At 70.1% G+C, this 24,140-nt stretch carries 26 protein-coding genes and 1 CRISPR repeat array; of the genes, 18 read left to right on the top strand and 8 right to left on the bottom strand.

Features of this window, described 5'->3' with window-relative positions:
- The first annotated feature begins 7 nt into the window (after positions 1–7).
- From cas7e to cas2e, 5 genes are read left to right on the top strand one after another with little or no spacing between them, the layout of a single operon-like run.
- Positions 8–1,141: a type I-E CRISPR-associated protein Cas7/Cse4/CasC gene (gene cas7e / locus FB471_RS28085; protein WP_142001307.1), complete on the top strand. Its 1,134-nt coding sequence runs from the start codon at positions 8–10 to the stop codon at positions 1,139–1,141.
- Positions 1,138–1,833 (top strand): type I-E CRISPR-associated protein Cas5/CasD, encoded by a 696-nt coding sequence (gene cas5e / locus FB471_RS28080; protein WP_142001306.1) that lies wholly within the window; start codon positions 1,138–1,140, stop codon positions 1,831–1,833. Before cas7e ends, cas5e begins: the two co-directional genes overlap by 4 nt.
- A complete protein-coding gene (cas6e, locus tag FB471_RS28075) occupies positions 1,833–2,495 on the top strand; it encodes a type I-E CRISPR-associated protein Cas6/Cse3/CasE (protein WP_142001305.1) in 663 nt (220 codons plus the stop codon). The genes cas5e and cas6e overlap by 1 nt, the downstream gene beginning before the upstream one ends.
- A gap of 2 nt (positions 2,496–2,497) precedes the next feature.
- Entirely contained in the window at positions 2,498–3,457 is a 960-nt protein-coding gene (cas1e, locus tag FB471_RS28070; protein WP_142001304.1) for a type I-E CRISPR-associated endonuclease Cas1e, read from the top strand.
- Complete coding sequence (gene cas2e / locus FB471_RS28065) at positions 3,454–3,813, top strand: type I-E CRISPR-associated endoribonuclease Cas2e (protein WP_142001303.1); 360 nt, start codon at positions 3,454–3,456, stop codon at positions 3,811–3,813. Before cas1e ends, cas2e begins: the two co-directional genes overlap by 4 nt.
- 93 nt (positions 3,814–3,906) lie before the next feature.
- Positions 3,907–4,361: a CRISPR direct-repeat array (repeat unit 28 nt; unit sequence GTCTTCCCCGCGCGAGCGGGGATGGTCC).
- 237 nt (positions 4,362–4,598) lie between these two features.
- Here cas2e and FB471_RS28060 read toward each other — a convergent pair.
- From FB471_RS28060 to FB471_RS28045, 5 genes are all read right to left on the bottom strand, one after another.
- Positions 4,599–5,081 carry an anthrone oxygenase family protein gene (locus FB471_RS28060; protein WP_142001302.1) on the bottom strand — a complete coding sequence of 161 codons (483 nt, stop codon included), beginning with the start codon at positions 5,079–5,081 and terminating at the stop codon, positions 4,599–4,601.
- Between the two features lie 68 nt (positions 5,082–5,149).
- Positions 5,150–5,944, bottom strand: a complete 795-nt coding sequence (locus FB471_RS28055) for a GNAT family N-acetyltransferase (RefSeq protein WP_142001301.1) — start codon at positions 5,942–5,944, stop codon at positions 5,150–5,152.
- Positions 5,945–5,966: 22 nt separating this feature from the next.
- Positions 5,967–6,881 carry a pyridoxamine 5'-phosphate oxidase family protein gene (locus FB471_RS28050; protein ID WP_142001300.1) on the bottom strand — a complete coding sequence of 305 codons (915 nt, stop codon included), beginning with the start codon at positions 6,879–6,881 and terminating at the stop codon, positions 5,967–5,969.
- A gap of 34 nt (positions 6,882–6,915) precedes the next feature.
- On the bottom strand, positions 6,916–7,086 hold the full coding sequence (locus FB471_RS34270; RefSeq protein WP_170220959.1) for a hypothetical protein: 171 nt from the start codon (positions 7,084–7,086) through the stop codon (positions 6,916–6,918).
- A gap of 62 nt (positions 7,087–7,148) precedes the next feature.
- The gene (locus FB471_RS28045) at positions 7,149–7,364 is read right to left on the bottom strand and encodes a DUF1579 family protein (RefSeq protein ID WP_170220958.1); all 216 of its coding nucleotides are present in this window, start codon (positions 7,362–7,364) and stop codon (positions 7,149–7,151) included.
- 56 nt (positions 7,365–7,420) lie between these two features.
- On the opposite strand from FB471_RS28045, the gene FB471_RS28040 reads away from it, so the two are divergent.
- Both FB471_RS28040 and FB471_RS28035 read left to right on the top strand, forming a co-directional pair.
- Positions 7,421–7,780, top strand: coding sequence for an ArsR/SmtB family transcription factor (locus FB471_RS28040; RefSeq protein ID WP_246076631.1), 360 nt, complete (start codon positions 7,421–7,423; stop codon positions 7,778–7,780).
- Positions 7,777–8,205: an SRPBCC family protein gene (locus tag FB471_RS28035; RefSeq protein ID WP_142001298.1), complete on the top strand. Its 429-nt coding sequence runs from the start codon at positions 7,777–7,779 to the stop codon at positions 8,203–8,205. Before FB471_RS28040 ends, FB471_RS28035 begins: the two co-directional genes overlap by 4 nt.
- Here FB471_RS28035 and FB471_RS28030 read toward each other — a convergent pair.
- Together FB471_RS28030 and FB471_RS28025 are read right to left on the bottom strand one after the other, a co-directional pair.
- Complete coding sequence (locus FB471_RS28030; protein ID WP_211358163.1) at positions 8,168–9,445, bottom strand: aspartate aminotransferase type Ic; 1,278 nt, start codon at positions 9,443–9,445, stop codon at positions 8,168–8,170. The genes FB471_RS28035 and FB471_RS28030 overlap by 38 nt on opposite strands.
- Before the next feature lie 51 nt (positions 9,446–9,496).
- Positions 9,497–10,372 (bottom strand): alpha/beta fold hydrolase, encoded by an 876-nt coding sequence (locus FB471_RS28025; protein ID WP_142001297.1) that lies wholly within the window; start codon positions 10,370–10,372, stop codon positions 9,497–9,499.
- Positions 10,373–10,462: 90 nt separating this feature from the next.
- On the opposite strand from FB471_RS28025, the gene FB471_RS28020 reads away from it, so the two are divergent.
- The 11 genes from FB471_RS28020 (at position 10,463) to FB471_RS27970 (ending at position 23,652) form a co-directional block, all read left to right on the top strand.
- A complete protein-coding gene (locus FB471_RS28020; protein ID WP_142001296.1) occupies positions 10,463–10,756 on the top strand; it encodes a hypothetical protein in 294 nt (97 codons plus the stop codon).
- Positions 10,757–10,805: 49 nt separating this feature from the next.
- Positions 10,806–11,138 (top strand): glutaredoxin family protein, encoded by a 333-nt coding sequence (locus tag FB471_RS28015; RefSeq protein WP_142001295.1) that lies wholly within the window; start codon positions 10,806–10,808, stop codon positions 11,136–11,138.
- A 735-nt stretch (positions 11,139–11,873) separates the two neighbouring features.
- A complete protein-coding gene (locus tag FB471_RS28010; RefSeq protein ID WP_142001294.1) occupies positions 11,874–13,853 on the top strand; it encodes an Agd3-related carbohydrate-binding protein in 1,980 nt (659 codons plus the stop codon).
- 46 nt (positions 13,854–13,899) lie between these two features.
- A complete protein-coding gene (locus tag FB471_RS28005) occupies positions 13,900–15,951 on the top strand; it encodes an Agd3-related carbohydrate-binding protein (RefSeq protein WP_142001293.1) in 2,052 nt (683 codons plus the stop codon).
- Positions 15,948–17,429 (top strand): GT4 family glycosyltransferase PelF, encoded by a 1,482-nt coding sequence (gene pelF / locus FB471_RS28000; protein ID WP_142001292.1) that lies wholly within the window; start codon positions 15,948–15,950, stop codon positions 17,427–17,429. Before FB471_RS28005 ends, pelF begins: the two co-directional genes overlap by 4 nt.
- The gene (locus FB471_RS27995; RefSeq protein WP_142001291.1) at positions 17,429–18,787 is read left to right on the top strand and encodes a hypothetical protein; all 1,359 of its coding nucleotides are present in this window, start codon (positions 17,429–17,431) and stop codon (positions 18,785–18,787) included. The genes pelF and FB471_RS27995 overlap by 1 nt, the downstream gene beginning before the upstream one ends.
- A 13-nt stretch (positions 18,788–18,800) precedes the next feature.
- Positions 18,801–19,541 (top strand): nucleotidyltransferase family protein, encoded by a 741-nt coding sequence (locus FB471_RS27990; protein ID WP_142001290.1) that lies wholly within the window; start codon positions 18,801–18,803, stop codon positions 19,539–19,541.
- Positions 19,541–20,455 (top strand): NAD-dependent epimerase/dehydratase family protein, encoded by a 915-nt coding sequence (locus FB471_RS27985; protein ID WP_142001289.1) that lies wholly within the window; start codon positions 19,541–19,543, stop codon positions 20,453–20,455. The genes FB471_RS27990 and FB471_RS27985 overlap by 1 nt, the downstream gene beginning before the upstream one ends.
- On the top strand, positions 20,452–21,399 hold the full coding sequence (locus FB471_RS27980) for a glycoside hydrolase family 191 protein (RefSeq protein WP_142001288.1): 948 nt from the start codon (positions 20,452–20,454) through the stop codon (positions 21,397–21,399). Before FB471_RS27985 ends, FB471_RS27980 begins: the two co-directional genes overlap by 4 nt.
- Position 21,400: 1 nt before the next feature.
- Complete coding sequence (locus tag FB471_RS27975; protein ID WP_142001287.1) at positions 21,401–22,702, top strand: nucleotide sugar dehydrogenase; 1,302 nt, start codon at positions 21,401–21,403, stop codon at positions 22,700–22,702.
- Positions 22,699–23,652, top strand: a complete 954-nt coding sequence (locus tag FB471_RS27970) for an NAD-dependent epimerase/dehydratase family protein (protein ID WP_142001286.1) — start codon at positions 22,699–22,701, stop codon at positions 23,650–23,652. The genes FB471_RS27975 and FB471_RS27970 overlap by 4 nt, the downstream gene beginning before the upstream one ends.
- Before the next feature lie 9 nt (positions 23,653–23,661).
- Here the strand turns inward: FB471_RS27970 and FB471_RS27965 are convergent, their stop codons facing one another.
- Positions 23,662–24,138: a nitroreductase family deazaflavin-dependent oxidoreductase gene (locus FB471_RS27965; protein ID WP_142001285.1), complete on the bottom strand. Its 477-nt coding sequence runs from the start codon at positions 24,136–24,138 to the stop codon at positions 23,662–23,664.
- Between the last annotated feature and the right edge of the window lie 2 nt (positions 24,139–24,140).

Here is a 24,140-nt window from a genome sequence, read left to right as displayed (position 1 = left end):
ATCACCCTTGTCACGAACCATTGTGGACATCCACATCATCCAGACCGTGCCGCCGAGCAACATCAACCGCGATGACACCGGGAGCCCCAAGACAGCTGTCTACGGTGGAACCCGCCGGGCACGGGTGTCCAGCCAGGCTTGGAAACGGTCGACTCGCGACGCCTTCGACTCCATGTTGGACACCTCCGAACTCGGTGTGCGAACCCGGCGGGTCGTGGAACTGCTCGCCGACGAGATCACCCGCCAGGATTCCGGGCTCAAGGACCAGGCCGGAAAGCTTGCCAAGGCCACACTCGAAGCGGCCGGTATCAAGCTGAAAGCCGCCAGGAAAAAGGATGAGGCTCCGGACGAGTCCGGCTATCTGCTCTTCCTGAGCCACGCCCAGGTCGCCGGTCTCGCCGAACTGGCCGTCTCCGCCGCTGCCGCCGGCGGAACGGTCACCATCGACAAGAAGGAAGCGAAGGCACGTGCCGACCAGAAGCAGTCCGTGGACATCGCGCTGTTCGGCCGGATGGTCGCGGACGACACGGAACTCAACGTGGACGCGGCCGTGCAGGTCGCGCACGCCTTGAGCGTGCACGAGGCCAGCAACGAGTACGACTACTACACCGCCGTGGACGACCACAAGCGCGCCGACTCCGAGGAAGACGCCGGTGCGGGCATGATCGGCACGGTGGAGTTCAACTCCGCCACCCTCTACCGCTATGCCACGGTGAATGTCGATCGGCTCCGGGACACGCTGGGGAGTGACGACGCCGCCCGCCGGGCGGTGGAGGCCTTCGCGCGGGCGTTCGTGACCAGCATGCCGTCCGGCAAGCAGAACACCTTCGCCAACCGGACCCTGCCCGATGCCGTGCTTGTGGTTGTCCGGGACACGCAGCCGATCAGCTTTGTCGGAGCCTTCGAGGAAGCACTCCGTGGCCGGGAGCAGGACAGCCGGATCGCGGCGTCGGCGCGCAGGTTGGCCGACTACGGCAAAGAGGTGCAGGACACCTACGACCAGCGGCCGGTCGCGGCGTGGTGTGTGGGTGTGGGCGATCGCGCGGCGGCGCTGACCGAACTCGGCGAGCGCACCACGTTCGACGTGGCCACGAAGGCGGTGGGCGCACTCGTCGCGGAACGCATGGCGGGCAGGGCATGAGCGTGCTGCTCCTGCGGCTGGCCGGACCGTTGCAGTCATGGGGCACCAGCAGCCGGTTCACCCGCCGCAACACCGACCGTGCTCCCAGCAAGAGCGGCGTGATCGGGCTGTTGGCGGCGGCGGAGGGCCGGGCACGGAACGAGTCGATCGACGACCTCACCATGCTCCGGATAGGGGTACGGATCGACCAGCCGGGCCAGGTGGAACGGGACTTCCAGACCGCCCGGCCGGTGGACGGGTCGGCACCGCTGCCGCTGTCGTACCGGTTCTACCTGGCCGACGCTGTGTTCCTGGTGGCCGTGGAAGGTGCGCACGACCTGCTGGAACGGCTGGCTTCCGCCCTGCGCACGCCGGTGTTCCCGCTGTACCTCGGCCGCCGTTCCTGCCCACCCGCTGGCCCGGTACTGCTCGGGATGCGGGAAGGAACAGCGGGCGAATTGCTGCGGGAGACGCCGTGGCAGGCGTCCGGCTGGTTTCGGCGCCGGCATTCCGACGCGACGGTCAGCCTCGAGACCGTCACCGACTGCCCGCCGGGGACCCCTGGCAGCGTCCTCGTCCGGGACGAACCGGTCAGTTTCGACCCCCGGCACCGGCAGTACGAGTGGCGCTCGGTCCTGCGCGCTCCGGTGACGGTCGGCAACCCGGACCACCGGGTGCACGACCCGATGGAACTCCTCGGAGGTGACGGCTGATGTTCCTGAGTCGTTTCGAGTTCAACGCCGTCCGCCGGGGCGCCCGCGAGCTGCTGGCCTCGCCGCAGCGCCTGCACGCGGCCGTGCTCGCGGCGTTTCCCGCCGACCAGAGCCGGGCGAACGACCAGGGGCGGGTGTTGTGGCGGTTGGACCAGCAGCCACACCAGACCTTGTTGTATCTGGTCAGCCCGCATCCCCCGGACCTGACGCACCTGGTCGAGGCCGCTGGCAGGCCCGCAACGCAGAGCTGGGAGTCCCGGGACTACGCGCCGATGCTCGAGCGGCTCACCACCGGGCAGCACTGGGCGTTCCGGCTCACCGCCAACCCGGTGACCACCCGCCGGAAGGACGGCACCGCGACCCGCTCGCAACGGTTCGGCCATGTGACCGTCGCCCAGCAGACCGAATGGCTGCTGAGCCGGGCGGGCAAGCACGGATTCGGTGTCGTGGAGGGCCGGAGCAAGGAACCCGACGTCGCGGTCCGGGGCCGCCGCACGCTGCGGTTCGACCGGCGGGGCCGGACCGTCACCCTGGCTACCGCGCTGTTCGAGGGAACCCTGGAGGTCACCGACCCCAGCTTGTTACGGCAGGCACTCACCCACGGGATCGGACCGGCGAAGAGCTACGGCTGCGGGTTGCTGACCCTGGCACGTGCGAGCTGACGATGGCCGACATCCCCGGCGCGCCGCCGGTGCCGCTGTCGCAGCTCACCCGTGCTCAGGACCGGATCACGTTCCTGTATCTCGAACACTGTGTCGTCCACCGAGACGCCAACGCGATCACCGCGCGGGACACCCGCGGAACCGTGCACATCCCGGCGGCGTCGCTGGGTGCCTTGCTGCTCGGGCCCGGAACGACGGTGAGCCAGCAGGCGATGGTCCTGCTCGCCGAGAGCGGTTCGACCGCCGTCTGGGTCGGCGAGCACGGTGTCCGGTACTACGCGCACGGTCGCACGCTGGCGCGGTCCGCACGGTTGCTCGAGGCGCAGGCTACCCTGGTATCGCAACGAACGTCGAGGCTGCGGGTCGCGCGGGAGATGTACGCCATGCGGTTCCCCGCCGAGGACACCAGCGGCCTGACCATACAACAGCTGCGCGGAAGGGAAGGCGCCCGGGTCCGGCGGCTGTACCGGGAACACGCCGAGCGCACCGGGGTACCGTGGACGCGGCGCGACTACGATCCGGCGGACTTCGGCGGTGGAAACCCGGTCAACCAGGCTCTTTCCGCCGCGAACACCAGCCTGTACGGCGTGGTGCACGCGGTCGTCGTGGCCCTGGGCTGCGCACCGGGTCTCGGCTTTGTCCATACCGGACACATGCGCTCGTTCGTTTTCGACGTCGCCGACCTCTACAAGGCGGACATCAGCATCCCGATCGCTTTCGACATCGCGGCCGCCGATGTCGCCGACATCGGGGCGGAGACACGCCGAGCGGTGCGCGACAGGCTGAAGGGCGGCGCGTTCCTGGACCAGTGTGTCCGCGATATCAAAACCCTGCTCAGCCAGGACGACGAGGTGACCGAGTACGGACCCGAGGCTTTCGACGACGCGGATGTGGTCATGCTGTGGGACGGCGACGGTAAGGAAGTCGCCGGCGGAGTGTCCTACGGGAGCGATGACCTGTGACGGTGATCGTGGTGGCTGCCTGCCCGGTGGGACTGCGTGGCCATCTCACCCGGTGGCTGCTGGAGATCGCGCCCGGCGTGTTCGTCGGCACCATCAACAGCCGGGTACGGAGTCTCGTGTGGCTCCGTGTGGTGGAGATGGTCAAGACCGGCAGGGCGATCATGGTCCACTCGGCGCCGAACGAGCAGGGACTCGCCTTCACCGTGCACGATCACGAGTGGGAACCGGTCGACTTCGAGGGCATCAACCTGATGCTGCGCCCCGCGCCGGTGGACGATCCGGTGCTGAAGAGCGACGCGCCCAGATCGGTCGGCTGGAGCCGGGCCAGCAAGCGGAGACGTTTCGGCCAGCGGTGACTCCCCGCACATGGTCCGGTACAGCGGAGCTGGCCACGCGGAAAAGTAAAGCGAAAACAGTGTTTCGACGGGTATCGCCGCAGGTCAACAAGTGTCTTCCCCGCGCGAGCGGGGATGGTCCCGCGGCGAGGTTCAACTCACGGGCTCGGTCGAGGTCTTCCCCGCGCGAGCGGGGATGGTCCCGGATCCGTGACCGCGGCCGGGGCGGTGTGGTGGTCTTCCCCGCGCGAGCGGGGATGGTCCGCTCCTGTCCATCTCGGGCAGCACGGTCGGTGAGTCTTCCCCGCGCGAGCGGGGATGGTCCCCCCACACCCACCCGTGGGTGGTCATGGAGGCCGTCTTCCCCGCGCGAGCGGGGATGGTCCCGAGCCTGATGCATTCGATGAGGCTCAGGTGCAGTCTTCCCCGCGCGAGCGGGGATGGTCCCTTGACGGCCTCGCCCCACGACGGGCCGTCATCGTCTTCCCCGCGCGAGCGGGGATGGTCCTACGTCACCGTGACAGAACTAGGTCTGCCCTTCGTCTTCCCCGCGCGAGCGGGGATGGTCCGGTCCACCGGCCGCGCTCAGCCTGTTCCCACCAGTCTTCCCCGCGCGAGCGCGGGATGGTCCGCCCATCAGCGCCGACCCGGCGGACTCGTATGCGTCTTCCCCGCGCGAGTGGGGTGGTCATGTGCATGGGCGGCCAACGCAGGCGCGTGAGCGGCAAGCACGGCGGCGAGGTGTGGTCGCCGCCCGCATCCGCGCGCCGGCCATCCACGTGCGCGCTTTGGCTGTTCGGGACGGATCAGGCGGCGAGGGCAAGGATGAACAGGGCGCAGGCGGCCAAGGCGGCGAGGGTGCGGACGTGGTTCCAGGCGGTCCACACCGAGGCGTAGCGGGACCAGTGCTGTGCGCTGCCCTCCGCCTCCGGATCGAGGGTGGCCAGCGCGTTGTTCCTCGGCACGTGGACCACGATGGTCTCCAGCACGGTGCCGATGACGTAGAGCAGGGCACCGGCGAGCAGAAGGCCCGCGCCGGGTTCGGACCACCGCGCGATCGCCGTGATCCCCACCACGACGCACACCACTCCGGTGCCGAGCAGGGCGCCGAGGAAGGCCGGGTTGACCGCCACCACGTTGATCGACTGCATGGCGGCAAGTCCCTGGGCCGGTGGCAGCTTGCCCAGGGCCCGCATCACGAGTGCGGAGAAGGCGAAGAAGGCCCCGCCCACCACACCACAGCCGAGGGCGCCGGTCAGGGTCAGCGCGAACAGCAGTCCGTCGTTCATGGCGGTGAGTCAACCCCGGCGTGGACGGTACCGCCGTCATCGACACGCTCGGATCGGTGCGCGAGCGTCTACCCCGGACCGTTCCCGGCGAGCTGAATCTGGGTCTCGGTGCCCGCGAACCCTACCGAGTGGTACACGCGGATGGCCGAGTAGTCCGGGTCAGCCACGATGACCAGCAGCCGCGCCCCCAACTCTTCCAGCGCGTACGTGCCCGCGAGGTGCACCAGCGTCCCGGCGAGGCCCCGGCCGCGGTAGGCCGGGTCGGTCAGGATGTTCTGGAACCGCGCGGGTCCCGAGCCATCGGCGAACACGCCGAGACCGGACACCATCCGGCCGTCCGCGAAGGCACCGAACCACCCGCCGAGCCCGCGTTCCTGTAACCGCCGCATCGCCGCGAGGTCCCGCTCGGCGTACTCCCGGTAACTCACCGGGTCGAACCCCGCGTTTTCCGCCTCCCGCAGCGCCAGGGCGCCCCGCCAGTCCGCTTCCCCTTCCAGCGGCCGGAAGCTCAGCTCCCGGTTGGGCCTGGGCGGCGGCCGCAGCTCGTCGGCGGTCAGCACGGTGCTGCGCTGGACGCCGAGACCGGCGGCCGCGAGCTCCGCCACGTCGCCTGCCCCGCCCCGAGTGCCGTCCACGCCCAGCGCGAGGTGGTCGGCCGCGGGGAACGTGCCGCGAAACGTCCGCACCCATTCCGCCGCCGTCCCCGGCTCCACCGGCGCGTCCAGCAGCAGGAAGTTTCCCCAGTGATAGCCCGGATTGTCCGGTGTCCGGACCACCCGGTACCCGTCCCGTCGCTCGATGCTGCCGCCCTGCGCGGACAGCAGCATCAGATCGGTCCGGAACCCCAGTGAGACGATGTCCATAACCAGACGGTACGAGAACCACTCAGCCGGTGAACACCTTCCAGTCCAGCTCCGGGGGTTCCATCCCCCTGCGCTCGAGGTAACGCAGCGACCGCTGCCGGGCATCCGCGATCCAAGCCTGGTGGGAGCCCTGGTCCTGGCCGAGGGGCAGCGCGCCGGGGATCCGCTCCGGAACGAAGGTCCAGTCCCCGCCTTCCGCACCGGCCGAACCGGTGACCAGCAGCGTGGACATCTCACCCGGGCCGCCGTCGTGCCGGTGCCACAGCAGGTTCGCCGCACCGGGCGCACCGGCGAACTGCTGTACCGGGCGCACGCGCAGCGCGCCGTCCGCGCCGGCCCGCGTGACCACGGCCCGTGCCGCCTGCGGGTACCCCTGCTCGTCCCTGGCCGCGAACACCGCCGTGGGGTAGCGCTCCAGCGCATCGGCGATCTGCGCCGCCATCGGCTCGCCCCCGCCGGGCGGCGGCGGTGGGGACCCGCCGGTCTCGGCGGGCTCGAGCCGCCGCACCCGTTCCGGGGTGATGTAGAAGGGCAATCGCCAGAAGTACCAGTCCATCGAACGCCGGAACTCCGCATCCGCGGCCTGCTCGGCCAACGCGGGCGACTTGCGCATCACGCCGCGCCAGAACTCGCGAAGATCCTGCGGGGTGGCCACCCCTTCCGGCACGGTGGCGGTGCCCTGCACCAGCACGGCCGGGGCTCCGGCCAGCCCGCTTCCGGCGAAGTCGGAGTACAGCAGGGCGACCCGACCGTCCCGCCGGACGTTCATCGCCTTCTGCGGGTAGGCCACCGGCGTGGTCAGCACGATCTGCCGCGTCTCGGGGAACCACACACTCGACATCGGCCTGGTGTTGAGCCCGCCGTCCCTGGTGATCGTGCTGAGCTCGAGTACCTTCACCTCGGCCAGTACAGCCGAGATCTCCGCGTCGATATCCATGCGATCGAGGTTAGACCCTCGACCTTGCTCGACCTCAAGTGTCTCTGGTGAAGGTCATGTCCATCCAGGGCCGCCAGCGCACCCCGTCCGTCGAGCGTTCCCACGCCGCGGCCATCGAACTCTCCCCCACGGTCAGCACCGCCCGCTCCCCACTGCCCGCACCGACGAAGGTCCACTCGCCGCCGGAGCCGACCCGCAGGGTCATGGTGCCGGTCTCGCCGTGGCTGTCGTAGGACCGGGCGGTGTAGGTCCCACTGGCGGGGAGCGCTACCCGCCGATCAGCTCGATCGCCCGGTAGCGCTCCCCGCCGAGGCGCACGTCCACGTGGTGCACGAGAAAGAATCCACCGTCCAGCCACTCGTAGGTGTCCGTACCGCTGATCTCGATGGACGGCTCCGTCTCGGTCGGCACCGTCCTTCCCTTCGAGCGCCACCGGCCGACGACCGCCTCGAGCCGCCGGAGCTCGCTGCCAGGTGTGTGCATATTTGCCTCCGATGTGTGTAAGATTGTGCTTACACACTTACACACAACCATCCCGGTTGGCAACGAGCACGACGGAGCAGCAGGTGGACGAGGTACTGCACGCGGTAGCCGACCCGACCCGCCGCGGCATCCTGCGGCTGGTGCGTGACCGTGAGGTGTCCGCGGGCGAGCTCGCGGGGCACTTCCCCGGCATCAGCCGCCCCGCCGTGTCCCAGCACCTGCGCGTACTCACCGCGGCGGGCCTGCTCGCGGTCCGCCGCGAGGGCAACCGCAGGCTCTACCGGCTGCGGCCTGCCGGGCTGACCGAGGCGAGCAGGTTCTTCGACGACCTGTGGACGGACCGGCTCGGGCGTCTCAAGCGGGCGGCCGAGCGGGCCGAGCGGCAACGCACGAACGACACGGAGGGACCGGCATGAGCGACGTTGTGGAGCAGACGGTGCGGATCGAAGCCAGGCCGGAGACGGTGTGGGAGTTCTTCACCGACCCCGAACTGCTGGCACAGTGGTGGGGACCGGCCGAGGTGGAACCGCGGCCGGGCGGCCTGCTCCGCGTACCGATGCTGGACGGCCCGCGCCCGGTCATGCGCGGCGAGTTCGTCGAGTTCGTGCCGTACGAGCGGATCGTGTTCACCTTCGGCTGGGAGGATACCCCCGGCGCGCCGGCCATCGACCCGGGCGCGTCCCTTGTGGAGGTCACCTTGGTCCCCGAGGACGGTGGCACGGTGCTCACCCTGCGACACAGCGGCCTGCCCGCGGAGCTGACCGGGGAGACCGGCGCGGGGTGGGCGGGGTTGCTGCGCGGACTCAGCCGCGTAGCAGGTGCTCCACGCCCGCCAGCTTGATGCACAGCACCAGCCCGTCCACCGCGTCGGAAAGCTCCGCAGGCGGCGGGTAACTGGGCGCGAGCCGGATCACCCGGTCGTTCGGGTCCTTACCGTACGGGAACGGCGCGCCGGCCGGGGTCAGCGCGATCCCGGCCTCCGCGGCCAGGGCGACCACCCTGCTGGCGCACCCGTCCAGCACGTCCAGGCTGACGAAGTAGCCGCCCTCCGGGACGGTCCAGGTCGCGGCCCCGGTCCCGGACAGCCCCTCCTCCAGCTTGCGCTGCACGAGGTCGAACTTCGGGCGTAGCAACGCGCGGTGCCGGTCCATATGCGCGTGGACACCGTCCGCGCTGCCCAGGAACAGTGCGTGCCGGAGCTGGTTGACCTTGTCCGGGCCGATCGTGCGCTTCCCGAGATGACCGGTCAGCCAATCCACATTGGACTTCGAAGCGCCGAAGAACGCCACCCCGCTACCGGCCAGAGTGATCTTGGAGGTGGAGCCGAAGACGAACGGCCGGTCGGGGTTGCCAGCCTCGTCCGCCGCCGCCAGCACGTCCGCCACCTCGTGCCGGGTCTCGGTCAGGTGATGCACCGCATAGGCGTTGTCCCAGAAGATCCGGAAGTCCGGGGCGGCGGTCCGCATGGCCGCCAGCCCGCGCACGGTCTGGGCGGAGTACACCGTCCCGGTCGGATTGCTGTACTTGGGGACACACCAGATCCCCTTGACCCGGGCGTCCTCGGCGGCAAGACGCTCGACCTCGGCCAGGTCAGGGCCCTCGCCGTTCATCGGCACCGGAATCATCTCGATGCCCAGCTTCTCGCACAGCGCGAAGTGCCGGTCGTAGCCGGGGACGGGGCAGAGCACGGCCGCACCGGAGCCCGGCGCCCACGGCCGGGTCGAACCGGGCACCCCGAACAGCGCGGCATGCACCATGCATTCGTGCATCAGCTCGAGGCTGGAGTTGCCGAACGCCACCAGCTGTCCCGCCGGCACGTCGAGCAACGGACCGAAGATCTCCCGCAGTTCGGCCAGGCCGCGCAGCCCACCGTAGTTACGGGTGTCCGTGCCATCGGCGGCGGTGTGCGTGCCGGCGCCCGGCAGGCCGAGCAGCTCCTCGGCGAGGTCCAACTGCTCGGCGGAGGGCTTTCCCCTGGTCAGGTCCAGGGCGAGCGCGCGCCCGCGCAGCTCGTCGTAGGCACCACGCAGCTCGTCCAGGGTGCGGGTCAGCTCGTCGCGGGACAACTCGGTCAGGCTCACGGTGACCAAGGTTACCGGCACACCCCTTGCGCGCCGCGCACCGGTGGTCCGCTACCGGCGAGCCAGAAGATTCTCGGTCAGGGAACGAAGAATCTCCTCGGCGTGTGTCCACAGTACGGCGCCACCGACATCGGGGACGAGCCGCCGGACCGCTCCCGGCACGCGGTCGGCCAGGAAAGCACCCTGGTCGGGCGAGTGGCTGGCGTCCTGCTCGCCATACCAGACGTCCACGGGAACGGTGATCCGCGCCGGATCGAAGGTCCACCGCCCCATCGCCAGCACGGTGTCCCTTGCGTAGCCGGCGGGCCCCTGCGCGAAGGCCTCGTCGAGCGCCCGCCGGTAGGCCCGCTCGAACCCGGGCTCCCGGTACACCTGCCGGTCGGACTCGGCACTGCCGGCCAGCACCATCTCCCACATCGCGCCGGGGTCGAAGGCCGCGAAGAACTCCTCGGCGCCGGCGGGCGCCGCGACGGTCCTGGCCACCAGGGCACGCAGTTGCGCGGGTAGCAGCCCGGCGAACTCGGGCGCGGCCACCTCGTCCGCGCCGGAGACCACGGCGAGCGCCCCGACAACCCCTTCCGCGGCGCAGGCGAGCGCGAACGGGGCGCCCTGCGAGTGGCCGACCATGGCCGGACGGCCGATGTCCCGGCACGCGGTGAACTCCCTGATGTCCGCGGCGAAGTCACCGAACGACCGCCCCGGCACCGGTGTCGAGGCACCGAGCCCCGGCCGGTCGACGGAGATCAGTCGCACCCCCAGTGCGTCCACGACATCCGCGCCGAAACCGAGTCGTCGGCTGGTCGCCGCGCCGGGACACAGGAGGACCGGGATCCCGTCCGGAGGCCCCCACTCGGCCCACCCGAGCAGCCGGCCGCAGGCCAACCTGCTCTCGCCCGTCCGCACCGGATCCACGATGCGTAAACCCATACCCCGCATTGTGCCGTTGACTTCAAGTCCAGTCGAGGTATCAAGATCGGTTTTCCGAACCGTGACCCGAACATGAAACGAGGTATTCGAATGGGCAGGAAGCCGCACGTGATCGGTGCCGCGGGCACGCTGGGGCTGTCCACGCTCGCCGTCAGCCTGCCCGGCACACCGGCGCCGGCCGAGGCGAACCCGGACGGCGAGGTGATCGACCTGCGAGTGGTGAACGCTCAGTTCGCCGCAGTCGACGTGGGCGAACCGGGCCTGAGCGTCGGTGACCGGCGGCACCGGCCGCTGTCGAGGCGCCGGTGGCGAGCTGACGGCCACCGGCATCCAGACCCCGGCCGAGGCGTACCGGATCGTGCTCGACCGGCACTGAGACAATAGACCAGGAGATGGAAACCGAACCAGTCGTAGTGACCACGGGGAGCGAGCGATGAACACGGACCGGACGCGGGAGACGACGGAGATCGAGCTCTACTGGCGGCCGGGTTGCCCGTTCTGCATGGCACTGCAAAGGCCCCTGCGCCGCAGCGGGCTCCCGGTGCGCGAAATCAACATCTGGGAGGAGCCGGAGGCCGCGGCCAGGGTCCGCGCGGTCGCCGGCGGCAACGAGACGGTGCCGACGGTGTTCGTCGGCGAGCACGCCATGGTGAACCCGAGCTTCCGCGAGCTGGAGGCCGCGGTACGGGAGCACGCGCCGCAGTTGCTGGAGCACGCCGAACCGGCGCCGCGCCGGGGTATCTGGCCGTTCCGCCGCCACGCGTGAGTTGACGCGGGTCCCGTCGACTGCCTCGGTGGTGACCCATACCGGTCGGTTCACCATTGAATGGGCTGGATACGGACTTCGGCGGCATCCGCCTGCTGACCTTCGACGTGGTCGGGACCCTGATCGACGTCGAGACCAACCAGCCCGACCCGCGGGTGTTCACCTTCTGCCCGGGGGCGGCAGGGCGTGCACGGTTACACCTTTCCCGACTGCCCGCACATCGCGCAAAACCAGTACCACGACATCGGGCCATCACTTCGCCTCGCTCGGCGAGCCGGCTCGGGCCCGCGTCCCGTAACGCCGCTCGGTCGCGGACATTTCGACCCACAATACGGGCACCCGATCGACTACGCAGAATTTCTGCACGTGCAACGCGACCATCAGGTTCACCCGAAAAGCGGTTGTCGCTACCCCAAACGAAACGCGCCCCGGAGCGAAAAAACTCGCGTCTGTCGCGGTACGATTCGGGAACATCGGCAAACAGTGGACCTTTCCCTTTTGCCACACGGCTCTTCGTCCTGCTGGACGAACCCCTTAGCCCTCTCCGCGAAGGCCAGCTACGCACAATGAAGCAACTCTGCCGGCCGAACAGGAAAAACCCAAAAATTGCCATCGAACCCTCGTAACGAAAACCGTCGCCGGTGCGACTAATCCAGCGGGAAAACGTCTATCGGATTTCCGATCTTGACCTCACCATGCATTCGATCATCACCGGAACGGCTCCCCGGGGGCACCGTGAGAAGAGCAAGCAGGAACATCGGCTCGACCATCGCCGCGCTCGTGACGGCACTCGCCGTGACGGTGGCCCTACCGGGCCCGGCGGCCGCCGCGACGCCCGCAGCCGCCTTCGCCGCCGCGGACGGCGACCGCGTGGCACTGCGCAACCTGATCATCGCCACCGACCCCGGGGACTTCGGGCTCCCGGCGTGGCGGTCCATCCTGGACCGGACCGGGACACCCTATGACGTGGTGTACGCCCGCACCGACCGGTTTCGCGCGGACCGGCTGATCGATGGGGACGGAACCGGCAGGTACAACGCGGTGCTGCTGACCAGCAGCGGGCTGCGCTACCAGGCCGAGGACGGCAGCTATCGCGGCGCGTTCGGCAGCCTGGAGTGGAACATCCTGTGGGCCTACGAGCGGGCGTTCGACGTCCGGCAGGTGTCGCTGTACACGCCCTACGGTACTTCACCCGAGGATTACTGCCTGCGCGCGGGCCGGGAGGGAGATGTCGGCAGCACCCCGGTGCATGCCGGGTTGACCACGGCCGGTGCCGGCGTCTTCGACCGCCTGGCCACCGATACCCGGATCCCGATCTCCCGTTCCTACCTCTACCGGGCGAGGCTCGCACGGGGATGCGCGGCCGAGCCACTGCTCACGATCGGCCAGGACGTGGTCGGCGTGCTCAGCACCGCACCCGACGGCAGGGAGCGGGCGGCGCTGACCTTCACCTCCGACCCCTACCTGGTGCAGACCGACCTGCTCGGCTATGGCCTGCTGCGCTGGGCGAACCAGGGCGTGCTGATCGGCGAGCAACGGCACTGGATCAACGTGGACATGGACGACTGGTTCAACATCACCAGCCGGCCGGGCCAGGCGGGCACGTTCCGGCTGAGCGGGCCGGAGGTTCCGCTGCTCGCCGCTCAGCAGACCGCACTCGGCGACCGCCATCCGGTGATCGAGGACTTCCGGCTCAACCTCGCCTACAACGGCGGGGACCTCGACCCGGCGGCACCGGCCCGCTGCAGCGCCGCGAACACCCCCGACCCGCTGACCAGCTACTCCCGCTGCCTGCGCGAGCGGTTCCGGTGGATCAACCACACGGTGACCCACCCCCGGATGAACGTCACCAGCTACCAGCGCAACCGCATGGAGGTCACGGAGAACCTCGCCATCGGCAGGGAAGCCGGACTGACCGTACCCACCTCGGTGCTCAAGACCCCGGAGTACTCGGGACTCGGGGTCTACAACCCGGACCCGAACGGCTCGCCCTACGACCCGCCGACCGACTTCGGGCTGGGAGCCTCCAATCCGGAGCTGCTGTCGGCCGCGGCCGACAGTGGCGTGCGGTACTTGCACGGCAACATGTCCTTCGGCAGCCACCGGCCGGACTGCTTCAACTGCGGCATCCGGCACCCGCTGCGGCCGGAGCTGCTCGTGGTGCCGGACTGGCCGACGAACATCAGTTACCAGGCGACCACGCCTGCCGAGCAGGTCACGGTGTTCAACGAGCTGTACGGGCCGGACGGTCGCTTCCCCACCTTCGACCACGACCTGAGCTACCGGGAGGTCGTGGCGCACGAGTCCGACCAGGCACTGCGGCAGGTGCTGGCCGGTTCCGCCTACAGCTTCACCCTGCACCAGGCCAACGCGCATGTGTACGCGAACGGGGACAGCCTCACCTTCGACTGGTTGGAGGAGGTCGTGCGCGGGTACGCCGACCACTACCGGGTGCCGCTGCTGAATCCGGACTGGGTCGAACTCGCCGAGTACGTCGCCGCTCGTACCGATCACTTCGACCACGCCGACGCGGGCACGGCTGTCTGGGACCGCGGCACCGGAACGATCGGCTACCGGCCTGCCGCGTCCGGTTCGCTGTTCGTCACCGGCGCGCTGGCACCCGGCGGGGCCGATCGCTACGGCAGCGATACCGTCTCGCGGGTCGAGCTGACCGCGGACCGGCCGGTCACCCTGCCCGTCATCGGCAACCGGTGAACCGGACGGCCGGCCCATGCGCTCACGGACCACGGTCGACAAATCGATGGCACCGGCCTTGCTGGTGCTCGCCCTCGCGCTCACCGCGATCACCGTGCTGAGCCCGGGCGCGCCGGAACCGGCCGCGGGCGGGGACTCGGCGTTCCCCGCCACGCTGCCCGCGCAACCGGAACCCACCCGTATCCGGCGGGTACCGGTACGCGGGCAGCCGGCCTCCCCCGCGCCCGCCGCCCCCGGCAGCCGGGTGGCCCTGCGCCAGCTGGTGATCGCCACCGGCGAAGGGGATACCGGGCTTCCGGTGTGGCGCCAGGTGCTCGACCGGATCGGCACCCCGTACGATGTGCTGCTCGCCGGGTCCGAGCGGCTCAACCGGCAACGCCTGGTGCGGCCGGACGGGGTCGGCAGGTACTCGGCGATCCTGCTGACCGGCAACGGTCTGCTGCACCGGGACACCGGGGGCGGCTACCGCAGCGGGTTCACCCCGGCCGAATGGCGGGCACTGTGGGAGTACGAGCGTACTTTCCAGGTTCGGCAGGTCGCGCTGAACACCGCGCCGGGCACCGCCCCGGAGGACTACTGCCTGCGCGCGGTGCGGGAGCACGAGGTCGGTTCGGATCCGGTGCGGGCCACCCTGCCCCGGGCAGGGGCCGAGCTGTTCGACTACCTCGATCCTGGCGGGCGGTTGCCCATCCTGCGGTCCTATGTGTACCGAACCCGGCTGGCGTCGGACTGTGCGGCGCGGCCGATCCTCACCGCGGGGAAGGATGTGCTGGGAGTGCTCAGCACCGCGCCGGACGGCAGACAGCGGGCTGCGCTGACCTTCACCCCCGGACCGGACGAGCTGGCCACCGACCTACTCGGCTACGGCTTGCTGCGCTGGGCGACCCGCGGGGTGTTCCTCGGCGAGCGACGACACTGGATCAATGTGGACGTTGACGACTGGTTCAACACCACCCTGCGCCGCCGAGCCGACGGCACTGACGAATCGTTCCGCCTTGACGGCGGGGACGCGGCGGCCGCCGCGCTGCGGCAACACGACCTGCGCGAGCGGCATCCACTGGCGGGCGACTTCCGGCTGAACCTCCCCTACAACGGCAGCCGCCTGGACAGCGACGCGCCCGCGCAGTGCTCCGCGGCGGGAACCCCGGACCCGCTCACCAGCTACTCCCGTTGCCTCGCGGGCGAGTTCCGCTGGATCAACCACACGCTGACGCACCCGCCGATGGACTTCACCGACTATCAGCGCAACCGCGAGGAGATCCTGCGCAACCTCAACGCGGCGGCTTCGATCGGGCTGCCGGTGCCCGCGACCGTGCTCAAGACACCGGAGTACTCCGGGCTCGGCGTCTACAACCCCGACCCGAAGTCCCTCGCCGAAGCCACCGACCACGGCCTGGAGAAGTCGAACCGGGAACTGCTGCGGGCGGCGAGCGAGCTCGGCGTGCGCTACCTGCACGGCGACCTCTCCTACCCGAGCCACCAACCGGACTGCTTCAACTGCGGAATCCACCATCCGCTGCAGCCGGACGTGCTCGTGGTGCCGGACTGGCCGACCGGGATCGGCTTCGCGGCGAGCACCCCGGCGGAACAGGCCGCGTCCTACAACTCCCGCTACGAAACCGAACTCGGGTACCACGAGATCGTGGCCGCCGAGGCCGGGCTTGCGCTGCGGCACCTGGCGAGCGGTTCCGCCTACGCGCACACCCTGCACCAGGGCAACCTGCACGCCTACGACGGGCAGCACAGCCTGACCTTCGACTGGCTGGAGGAGGTACTCGCCAGGTACGACGAGCTGTTCGCGGTCCCGCTGAAGAATCCCGAATGGACAGAACTCGCGGAGTACGTCGAGGCCCGCAACGCGCACTTCGCCGAACTCGACGCGGGCGCGGATGCGGTGTGGGACCGCGCATCGGGCGCCGTCACCCTCAGCCCGGAGACCACCGGTTCGATGTTCCTCACCGGGCTGGCGAGCAGGGCGGCGACCGAGGCGGACCAGGGCGGGCCGGACCGGGCCGAGCGGTACGGCTCCGACCCGGTCTCCCGGCTCGGCGTCACCGCGGACGAAACCGTCACCGTGACCGCCAGCCCCCGCCCATGACGGAGCAGGGGGCAGGACACATCGCCGTGGTGTCGGAGAGCACCTACCCTTTCGGGCCCGGTGGGGTCAGCCTGTGGACCCACCAGCTGATCGAGGGCATGCCGGAGCACAGCTTCACCGCGGTGGCGATCACCGCCGACGGCACCGGACGCAGCGCGTGGCCGGCGCCGGAGAACCTGGCCGAGGTGGTGAACATCCCGCTGTGGGCAGGAGCACCGGCGCGGGCTCGCCGGGTTCCCTCCTCCTTCGCCGACACCCATCGCGGGTTCCTGGACGCGATGCTCGCCGCGGCCGATCCGGACCCGTGGCTGCGGGAGCGGCACACCACCGACTTCGTCGTGGCACTGCGGGGCCTGTTCGACTACGCGCGGCGCCGGGATCTTGGCGCCGCTCTGTCCACGAACGACTCGGTGGACCGGTTGCTGTCGGCCTGGCGGGAAACGAGCGGCGTGCGCGGAGAGTTGACGTTGCACGACGCGATCGTGGCCACCGACCGGATCGAGCACCTGCTCCGACCGCTGGCCCATCCCCCGGTCCTGGCGGATATCTGCCATCTGGCGATGAACGGTACCAGCGCGCTGGTCGGGATGGCGGCGAAGTGGGCGCGCGGTACCCCGATGGTCATGTCCGAGCACGGGGTCTACCTGCGCGAGCGGTACCTCGGCAGCGAACAGGAACCGGTCTCCCCCGTGGTGCGGCTACTGCTGCTCCGGTTCTTCCGCGCGCTCGCCGCCGCGGGGTACCGGACGGCGGACCTGCTGGCCCCACACTCCAGCTACAACCGGCGCTGGCAGTTGTACAGCGGTGCGGCCCCGGAACGGGTGCACACCATGTACAACGGCATCGATCCTGCCGATTTCCCTCCTGCCGGCGCGGAACCGGCGGAACCGACCATCGTGTTCGTCGGCCGGATCGACCCGCTGAAGGACCTGCACACGTTGCTCAGGGCCTTCGCCATCGTGCGGGAGAAGCGGCCCGCGGCGCGGCTGCGGATGTTCGGGCCGGTTCCGGTGGGCAACGAGGAGTACCACGCGAGTTGCCTGCGGCTGGCCGGCGAACTCGGCCTGGGCGGTGCGGCGGTGTTCGAGGGCAGGGTCCCCCGCCAGGCCGACGCCTACCACGCTGGCCACCTGGTGGCGCTGCCCAGCGTTTCCGAGGGCTTCCCCTACACCGTGGTGGAGTCGATGTGCACCGGGCGACCACCGGTGTGCACCGATGTCGGCGGGGTCCGGGAGGCGGTGGGCGACACCGGGTTCGTGGTACCGCCACGGGATCACGCGGCGCTCGCCGATTCCTGCCTGCGCCTGCTCGAGGACACCGCGTTGCGACACCGGCTCGGTGCGCGGGCCCGCCGCCGGGTGCTCGACCGGTTCACCCTCGGCCGGTGGAACGACGCCTACCGCGAGGTCTACCGGGACCTGCTCCGCGGTCCGGTACCCGCGCTCACGGGTAGCGCACCGGGATCGGCGGTGGACTGATGGCCGAACCGACGACCGAACTGGTACGCACGCTCGGCACGAGCCTGCCCGCGCCTGCGGATGAGCTGCACGTGGCGGCCGCCCTGGAGAGCCAGGGCATCACCGATGCCGTGGCGCGGGACACCTACGGGCATCCGGACGTCTTCGCGCTGGCCGGCACGCTCCTCGGGGAACTGGATGGCGGCGGGGTCGCGGACCGGGCCCACTCGGAGCGTCCCCGGCCGCGACGGTGGCGGGTGCTCACCCACGGGCCGTTGTACGCGCTGCCGAGTGTCGTCTATCCCACGGTCTTCCTCGCGCTCGGTATGCGGGCGGCGGTACCGGCGCTGGTGCTGGCCACTGCCTCGGGCTGGGTGTTCGGCATGGGCATGGCCGCGGCGGCACACTGGCTGACCGGCACCGCGCGGCCCGCGGCGGCCGCGGCGGCGATGCGGGCGTTCGCGCTGGCCGGGCTCGGGTTCGCGGTCGTGGGCGCCACCGGACTCGCCGTGCTCGGCGGGCACGGGGTGGGCGTGGTCGCGTTCGCCGTGGCACAGGTGGCCTTCCAGCTCGCCACCGGGGTGCTGGTGTTCCGCGGGCTGGAGCACAGGGTGGCCGTGCTGATGGTGCCCGCCTGCGTCGCCGGGCTCATCCACCTCGCCTCCGGCCGGGCCGGGGCACTCACCGTGCCCACCCTGCTCGTCGCGGGGGTGTCGGTGCTGTCACTGGTGTTCACCGCCGCGCTGGCCACTCGGCGAGCCGGCCCTTCACCGGGATTCGCCGGTATGGCGAGGACCGTGCTGCCCGCGATGTGCTATGCCGTGGTCTGCGCGACCCTGCTGCTGTTCACCGCCGCGCGGTACGTGACCGCAGGCTGGGACCTCGCGATCGCGGCGGCACCGCTGGTGCTGGCAATGGGCACGCTGGAGTGGCGCTCGCACCGGTTCGACGAGCAGGTGGCCGGGCTGCTCCGGCGGGCGAGATCGGCCGCCGAGTTCGGCCGCGAGGTGTGGCGGGTGCTGCTGCGCGAGGTCACCGTCTGCCTGCTGGCACTCGGTGGGCTGGGCCTCCTGCTGCTGGGCGGCCTGGCCGCCGCCGGGCTGTTGACCTCGCGGGGTGCGCTGCTGGTCGACGCGCACATCCTGCTCGGCTCCGCGTTCTTCGCCGGTTTCGTGCTGGCCAACCGCGGCCGGGCGGGCATCCTGCTCGCGGTGTCCACCGGCGTGGTGGCGGCGAACGTGCTGGCGACGTCGACCCTCGCGGAGTTCCTCGAGCCGCACGGCGAGGTACCGATCTTCTTCGCCAGCAACGCCCTGCTGCTCCTGCTCCTGCTGACGGCCCTGCGCGCCAGCCTCGGACGGGTTCACCACTATCAGTAAGGAAGGGATAGTCATGCATGCGGCAATACTCGCGGGCGGGCAAGGGGTTCGGCTACGGCCGTACACCACGGCCTTGCCCAAACCTCTCGTCCCGATCGGCGAGGAGTACGCGATTCTGGACATCATCCTGCAACAGCTGAAGGCCCACGGCTTCGATCGGGTCACCCTGGCGATCGGGCACCTCGGCTCGCTCATCCGCGCCTTCGCGGGCAGCGGCGAGCAGTGGGGCCTGCGGATCGACTACGTCGCCGAGGACAAGCCGCTGTCCACCATCGGTCCACTGCTGAACTTCCTGGACCGGCTACCGGAGCACTTCCTGGTGATGAACGGGGACGTGCTGACCGATCTGGACTACGCCGCACTGCTGCGCGCGCACCAGGAGTCCGCGGCTTCGCTGACCGTGGCCACCTACCAGCGTGAGGTGAAGGTCGACTTCGGCACCTTGGAGACAACCGACGGGCATATCGTGGACTTCCGCGAGAAGCCGACCCTGTCGTACGGCGTGAGCATGGGCGTGTACGCCCTTTCCCGCACGACGCTGTCCCCCTACCCGTGCAACGTCCCGTTCGGTTTCGACGAGTTGGTGCTCGACCTGCTGGCGAAGGACGCCAAACCAAGGGTCTACGAGTTCGAAGGTTACTGGCTGGACATCGGGCGGCCGGACGACTACGACGAGGCCAACCGCAGCTTCCAACGACTCCGGCGTACGTTGCTGCCTTCCGCCCCCGTCGCGTCGAAGCTGGAATTCGCCTGATGCCGGCGCGAGTGCTCCTGTTCGGCGCGAACGGCTTCCTCGGCAGGCAGGTCGCTCACGCCCTGGCCGAGGACCCGCGGGTAGGCGTGCTGATCCGCGCGGGCCGGTCGGCGCCGGCCGGCCCGGACTGGATCCAGCACGACCTGGTGACCGCGACCGTGACGGAGCTGAGCACCGTGTTGCGCCGGACCCGGCCGGACGCCGTGATCAACTGTGCCGGGCGGCTCTCCGGCGACGCCACCGAACTGGTCGAGGCGAACGTGCTGGTCACAGCCAAGCTGCTGGACGCGATGGCCGAGCACGCGCGCGGGCTCCGGCTGGTGGTCCTCGGTTCGGCCGCCGAGTACGGCGTGGTCCCCATGGGTCAGCCGGTGACGGAGACCGACCCGACGAGCCCGGTCGCCCCCTACGGCGCTACCCGCCTGGCCAGCACCCAGCTGGCCAGGCTGGCCGGCGAGCAGGGCCGGGTGGACGCCGTGGCACTGCGGTTGTTCAACCCGGTCGGCCCGGGACTGCCGGCCGAGAACGTGCTCGGTAAGGCAGCGGTCGGGCTGCGCGCCGCCCTGGCCCACGGCCGCGACCACATCCGGCTCGGCCCGTTGGACACCTACCGGGACTTCGTGGACGTCCGCGACGTCGCCGCCGCGATCAGGGAGGCGGCACTGGTGGACTGGCTCAAGGACCAGGTACTCAACGTCGGCGGCGGGATGGCGGTGGCGGTGCGGGACGCGGTGCGCCTGCTGGCCGAGGTCGCGGGCTTCCCCGGCGAGATCCACGAATCCGAACCCGCACCGTCCCGCTCCAGCACGGTGAACTGGATCGCGGCCGACCTGACCAGGATCAGGCAGGCGCTGGGCTGGGCGCCGCGTTACGACCTGCGGGCCATGATCCGGGCGGCGTGGGAAGAGCGATGACCCGGCGGCGCCGGCGGTGGAATCGGTCGTACGCCCTGCTGTGCCTGCTGCTGACGACCTGCCTTGCCGGGTGCGTCGCGGACGCACCGGCCGGTGAGCCGCCCCCGGAGCCCCGGCTGGTCGATGAGTTCGTCTACCAGCTACAGCGCTACCACGACGACGGCCTGGCCCGACTCGCCGACGCTCCCCATCGGCTGGCCGTGATCGACCTGGCACGGGACGCGGGGGACGCGTACTTCACCGCGAAGGAGATCAACGTGCTCCGGGCGTCCGGAAAGCACGTCCTCGCCTATTTCGAGCTGGGTTCACTGGAGAACTTCCGACCCGACTTCCGTTCGTTCAGCACGGAACATCCGGGGCTGATGCTGAACGAATGGGAAACCTGGCCCGGCGAGTACTTCGTACGATACTGGAGTCCACATTGGTGGGATCAGGCCATCGAGCCACGGCTGGACCAGGCTTTACGCGCCGGTTTCGACGGGGTTTACCTGGACACCCCGCTCGCCTACGAGGAGATCGATCTCGACCTGGTACCCGGCGAGCGCAGGGAGAGCCTCGGCCGCAAGATGGTCGAGCTGATCGAGCGAACCAGTGCGTACGCCAAGGCGACCGAGCCGGACTTCCTGATCGTCCCGCAGAACTCGCCGGAACTGCGCAAGCATCCCGGCTACCTGGAAGCCATCGATGGAATCGGCATGGAAGAACTGTTCTTCCTCGCCACCGACCGGCCGTGCACCCACGACTTCTGCCGGACCAACCTCGCCGAGGCCAGGGCCGTGCTGGCCGCGGGGAAGTTCGTCCTCGCCGTGGACTACGCCCTGCGGCAGGAGAACGTCCGGCATGCCTGCCGCAGGTACCGGGAGGAAGGCTTCGCGGGCTACGTCACCACCCTGGAACTCGACCAGGTGTCACCACCGTGCCCAGCACCGTCTCAAGAGGAGTGAAATGAAGATCGGCATCATCGGAATGGGATACGTCGGCCTCACCCTGACCGCCGCGCTGGCCCGCGCGGGCCACCAGGTGCACGGGGTGGACACTTCGCCGGCGGTACTGGACTCGCTGGCCCGGGGGAAGCCGCACATCTACGAGCCCGGTGTGGCGGAGGTGTTCGCCGAACATACCGGCGGGAACATCCTGGTCTCCGCCGAGCTGCCGCCGGCAACGGTGGATGTCGCGATCATCTGCGTGTCCACCCCGGTGGACGAGGCCACGCACGAACCGTACCTGGGGAACCTGGCCGGGGCCGCGGAACACGTCGCGCTGCACTGCACACCGGGCACGCTGGTGGTGGTGCGCAGCACGGTTCCGGTCGGCACGAGCCGGGAGGTGGTGTTGCCACCGTTGCTGGACGCCTGGGGCTCGGCGCACCTCGTGATGGCTCCGGAACGCACGATCCAGGGGCAGGCGTTGCACGAGTTGGTCGAACTCCCGCAGGTGGTGGGTGGGCTGGACGAGGTGAGCCTGGAACGTGGGCTGGCGCTGTTCGGCGGTTTCGCCAGGGAGGTCGTCGGCGTGTCCAGCCTGGAGACCGCGGAGCTGGTCAAGCTCGCCAACAACTGCCATACCGACGTGATCTACTCCTTCGGCAATGAGGTGGCCCTGCTGACCGAGCGGCTCGGGCTCGATCCGCTCGAGGTGATCAGGGCGACCAACCTGCACTATCCGCGGCCGGACATCGCCAGACCCGGGTATGTCGGCGGCGGCTGCCTTTCCAAGGATCCCTACATCATGCTGGCGGGCGCCGAGCGTAACGGGCATCTGCCACCGGTGATCGGTGCGGCACGCGCGTTGAACGAGCGGCTACCGGTGCACGTGGCGCGGCGGGTCCGCGACCTGATGGCGCCCTCCGGCCAGACACTGGCCGTGCTCGGTTGGGCGTACAAAGGCCAGCCACCCACGGACGATATGCGCGGTGCCCCGATCGCCTCGATGATGCCGGTGTTCGCGACCGCGGGACTGCGAGTGCTCGGCCATGACCCACTGGTGTCAACGGAGGTGATCCGGGCGCACGGCGGGGAACCGGTGGACCTGGTGCGGTGTTTCCGGGAGGCGGACGCGGTGTTGCTGATCACCGACCATCCCGAGTATCGCGAGCTGGACATGGCGGATCTGCTCGGCGGCTCGCCCGTCCGGCTGGTGTACGACTCCTGGCGGATCCTCGATCCGGTCAGGATCACCGGCCGCGGGGTGCGCTACGCCGGGCTCGGCTACGAGCCCTCCCCTACGGTCGTGGCGGTGGGCGGATGAGGGCGCTGGTACTGGGCGGCGCCGGATTCATCGGGCTGCACCTGAGCAGGCGGCTGCTCGCCGACGGCCACGAGGTGACCATCGTGGACGACTTCTCGCGCGGGGAGGAGGACAGGGAGCTGGCCGCACTGTCCGTTCCGGTGCTGCACGCCGATCTCACTGATCCGGCCTCCTACCGGGATTTCCCGCGCGGCTGGGACCAGGTCTACCTGCTGGCCGCCGTGGTCGGGGTGCGCAATGTCGAGCGGGATCCGGCCAGGGTCATTCGGACCAACACCTTCAGCCTGCTGCACCTGCTGGACTGGCTGGAACCTGGCACCCGGTTGTTCTTCGCCTCCACCAGCGAGGCCTACGCCGGTGGAGTGAGCGCGGGGGTGGTCGCGGTGCCGACGCCGGAGAGCGTGCCACTGATGGTGCGGGACATCACGGCACCCCGGTTCGCGTACGGGGTGAGCAAGCTACTGGGCGAGGCCGCGGTCGTGCACACCGCACGGGCCAGGGGCATCCCGTACGTCATCGGCAGGTTTCACAACGTGTACGGGGCACGCATGGGCGCCGATCACGTGGTCCCGGAGTTGTCCCTGCGCGCGATCGGGGGTGAGGACCCGTTCCCCGTGTACGGTGGCGAGCAGATGCGGGCGTTCTGCCATGTGGACGACGCCGTCGAGGCGATGGTCCGGCTGATGGACACCGGGGCGGCCGCAGGCGAGATCGTGCACATCGGCAACGACACCGAGACCACCATCGCCGACCTCGCCGAGCTGATACTGCGGCTCGCCGGGCACCGGCCGCGGCTGGACCTGCTGCCCGCGCCCCCCGGTTCGGTCGCCCGGCGCTGCCCCGACCTGGCCAAGCTGCGTGCGCTCACCGGGTACGAGCCGAAGGTGACGCTTGCCGAGGGGGTGCGGCGCACCTTCCGGTGGTACGCCGAACGTGCCGAACCGGGCTGAGGCCAGGACTCAGGTGCGGGGAACGAAACGCAGGAAGGGGACCTCCCTGCCGACCGTGCGGTAGTCCTCCGCACTACCGTCCACGGCGAACCCCATGAGGCGGCACAGCTTGCGTGCCGCCCTGGGGTGGCGCGCGGCGTACCGGGCCATCAGGTCCCCGCCTTCCTCAGTGGACAGTTGCTCCGCGGTCACCGGGATCATGCGCCGCCCGATATGGATGGTCACATCGGGCCGCTTGCGCACGTTGCGGTACCAGTCCGCCTTGGTACCGAAACCGGAGGCGGCGAGGTAACTGCCGTCGGCGGCGTGCTCGACCACCTCGATCACGATGTTCCTCGGCTTCCCGGACACCCGGCCGACATGTGTCAGCATCATCAACCGCTGCCCGAACAGCCAGCCGAACCCCGCACGGTAGAGGTGAATCGGCAACCGGTAGAGCAGCCTGCTCAGCCCCTTCGGCGGTTGCGGCCGCTTGACGATCTCCATGT

The organism is Amycolatopsis cihanbeyliensis (assembly GCF_006715045.1).
Lineage (GTDB): Bacteria > Actinomycetota > Actinomycetes > Mycobacteriales > Pseudonocardiaceae > Amycolatopsis > Amycolatopsis cihanbeyliensis.
This window is presented reverse-complemented; position numbering and strand designations above follow the sequence as displayed.

Excerpts from the sequence above, each read along its gene's own strand:
- cas5e (WP_142001306.1), top strand. The coding sequence starts at position 1,138 with ATGAGCGTGCTGCTCCTGCGGCTGGCCGGACCGTTGCAGTCATGGGGC.
- cas6e (WP_142001305.1), top strand. The coding sequence starts at position 1,833 with ATGTTCCTGAGTCGTTTCGAGTTCAACGCCGTCCGCCGGGGCGCCCGC.
- cas1e (WP_142001304.1), top strand. The coding sequence starts at position 2,498 with ATGGCCGACATCCCCGGCGCGCCGCCGGTGCCGCTGTCGCAGCTCACC.
- FB471_RS28060 (WP_142001302.1), bottom strand. The coding sequence starts at position 5,081 with ATGAACGACGGACTGCTGTTCGCGCTGACCCTGACCGGCGCCCTCGGC.
- FB471_RS28055 (WP_142001301.1), bottom strand. The coding sequence starts at position 5,944 with ATGGACATCGTCTCACTGGGGTTCCGGACCGATCTGATGCTGCTGTCC.
- FB471_RS28050 (WP_142001300.1), bottom strand. The coding sequence starts at position 6,881 with ATGGATATCGACGCGGAGATCTCGGCTGTACTGGCCGAGGTGAAGGTA.
- FB471_RS34270 (WP_170220959.1), bottom strand. The coding sequence starts at position 7,086 with ATGACCCTGCGGGTCGGCTCCGGCGGCGAGTGGACCTTCGTCGGTGCG.
- FB471_RS28045 (WP_170220958.1), bottom strand. The coding sequence starts at position 7,364 with ATGCACACACCTGGCAGCGAGCTCCGGCGGCTCGAGGCGGTCGTCGGC.
- FB471_RS28035 (WP_142001298.1), top strand. The coding sequence starts at position 7,777 with ATGAGCGACGTTGTGGAGCAGACGGTGCGGATCGAAGCCAGGCCGGAG.
- FB471_RS28025 (WP_142001297.1), bottom strand. The coding sequence starts at position 10,372 with ATGGGTTTACGCATCGTGGATCCGGTGCGGACGGGCGAGAGCAGGTTG.
- FB471_RS28020 (WP_142001296.1), top strand. The coding sequence starts at position 10,463 with ATGGGCAGGAAGCCGCACGTGATCGGTGCCGCGGGCACGCTGGGGCTG.
- FB471_RS28015 (WP_142001295.1), top strand. The coding sequence starts at position 10,806 with ATGAACACGGACCGGACGCGGGAGACGACGGAGATCGAGCTCTACTGG.
- FB471_RS28005 (WP_142001293.1), top strand. The coding sequence starts at position 13,900 with ATGGCACCGGCCTTGCTGGTGCTCGCCCTCGCGCTCACCGCGATCACC.
- pelF (WP_142001292.1), top strand. The coding sequence starts at position 15,948 with ATGACGGAGCAGGGGGCAGGACACATCGCCGTGGTGTCGGAGAGCACC.
- FB471_RS27995 (WP_142001291.1), top strand. The coding sequence starts at position 17,429 with ATGGCCGAACCGACGACCGAACTGGTACGCACGCTCGGCACGAGCCTG.
- FB471_RS27990 (WP_142001290.1), top strand. The coding sequence starts at position 18,801 with ATGCATGCGGCAATACTCGCGGGCGGGCAAGGGGTTCGGCTACGGCCG.
- FB471_RS27985 (WP_142001289.1), top strand. The coding sequence starts at position 19,541 with ATGCCGGCGCGAGTGCTCCTGTTCGGCGCGAACGGCTTCCTCGGCAGG.
- FB471_RS27980 (WP_142001288.1), top strand. The coding sequence starts at position 20,452 with ATGACCCGGCGGCGCCGGCGGTGGAATCGGTCGTACGCCCTGCTGTGC.
- FB471_RS27975 (WP_142001287.1), top strand. The coding sequence starts at position 21,401 with ATGAAGATCGGCATCATCGGAATGGGATACGTCGGCCTCACCCTGACC.
- FB471_RS27970 (WP_142001286.1), top strand. The coding sequence starts at position 22,699 with ATGAGGGCGCTGGTACTGGGCGGCGCCGGATTCATCGGGCTGCACCTG.
- FB471_RS27965 (WP_142001285.1), bottom strand. The coding sequence starts at position 24,138 with ATGGAGATCGTCAAGCGGCCGCAACCGCCGAAGGGGCTGAGCAGGCTG.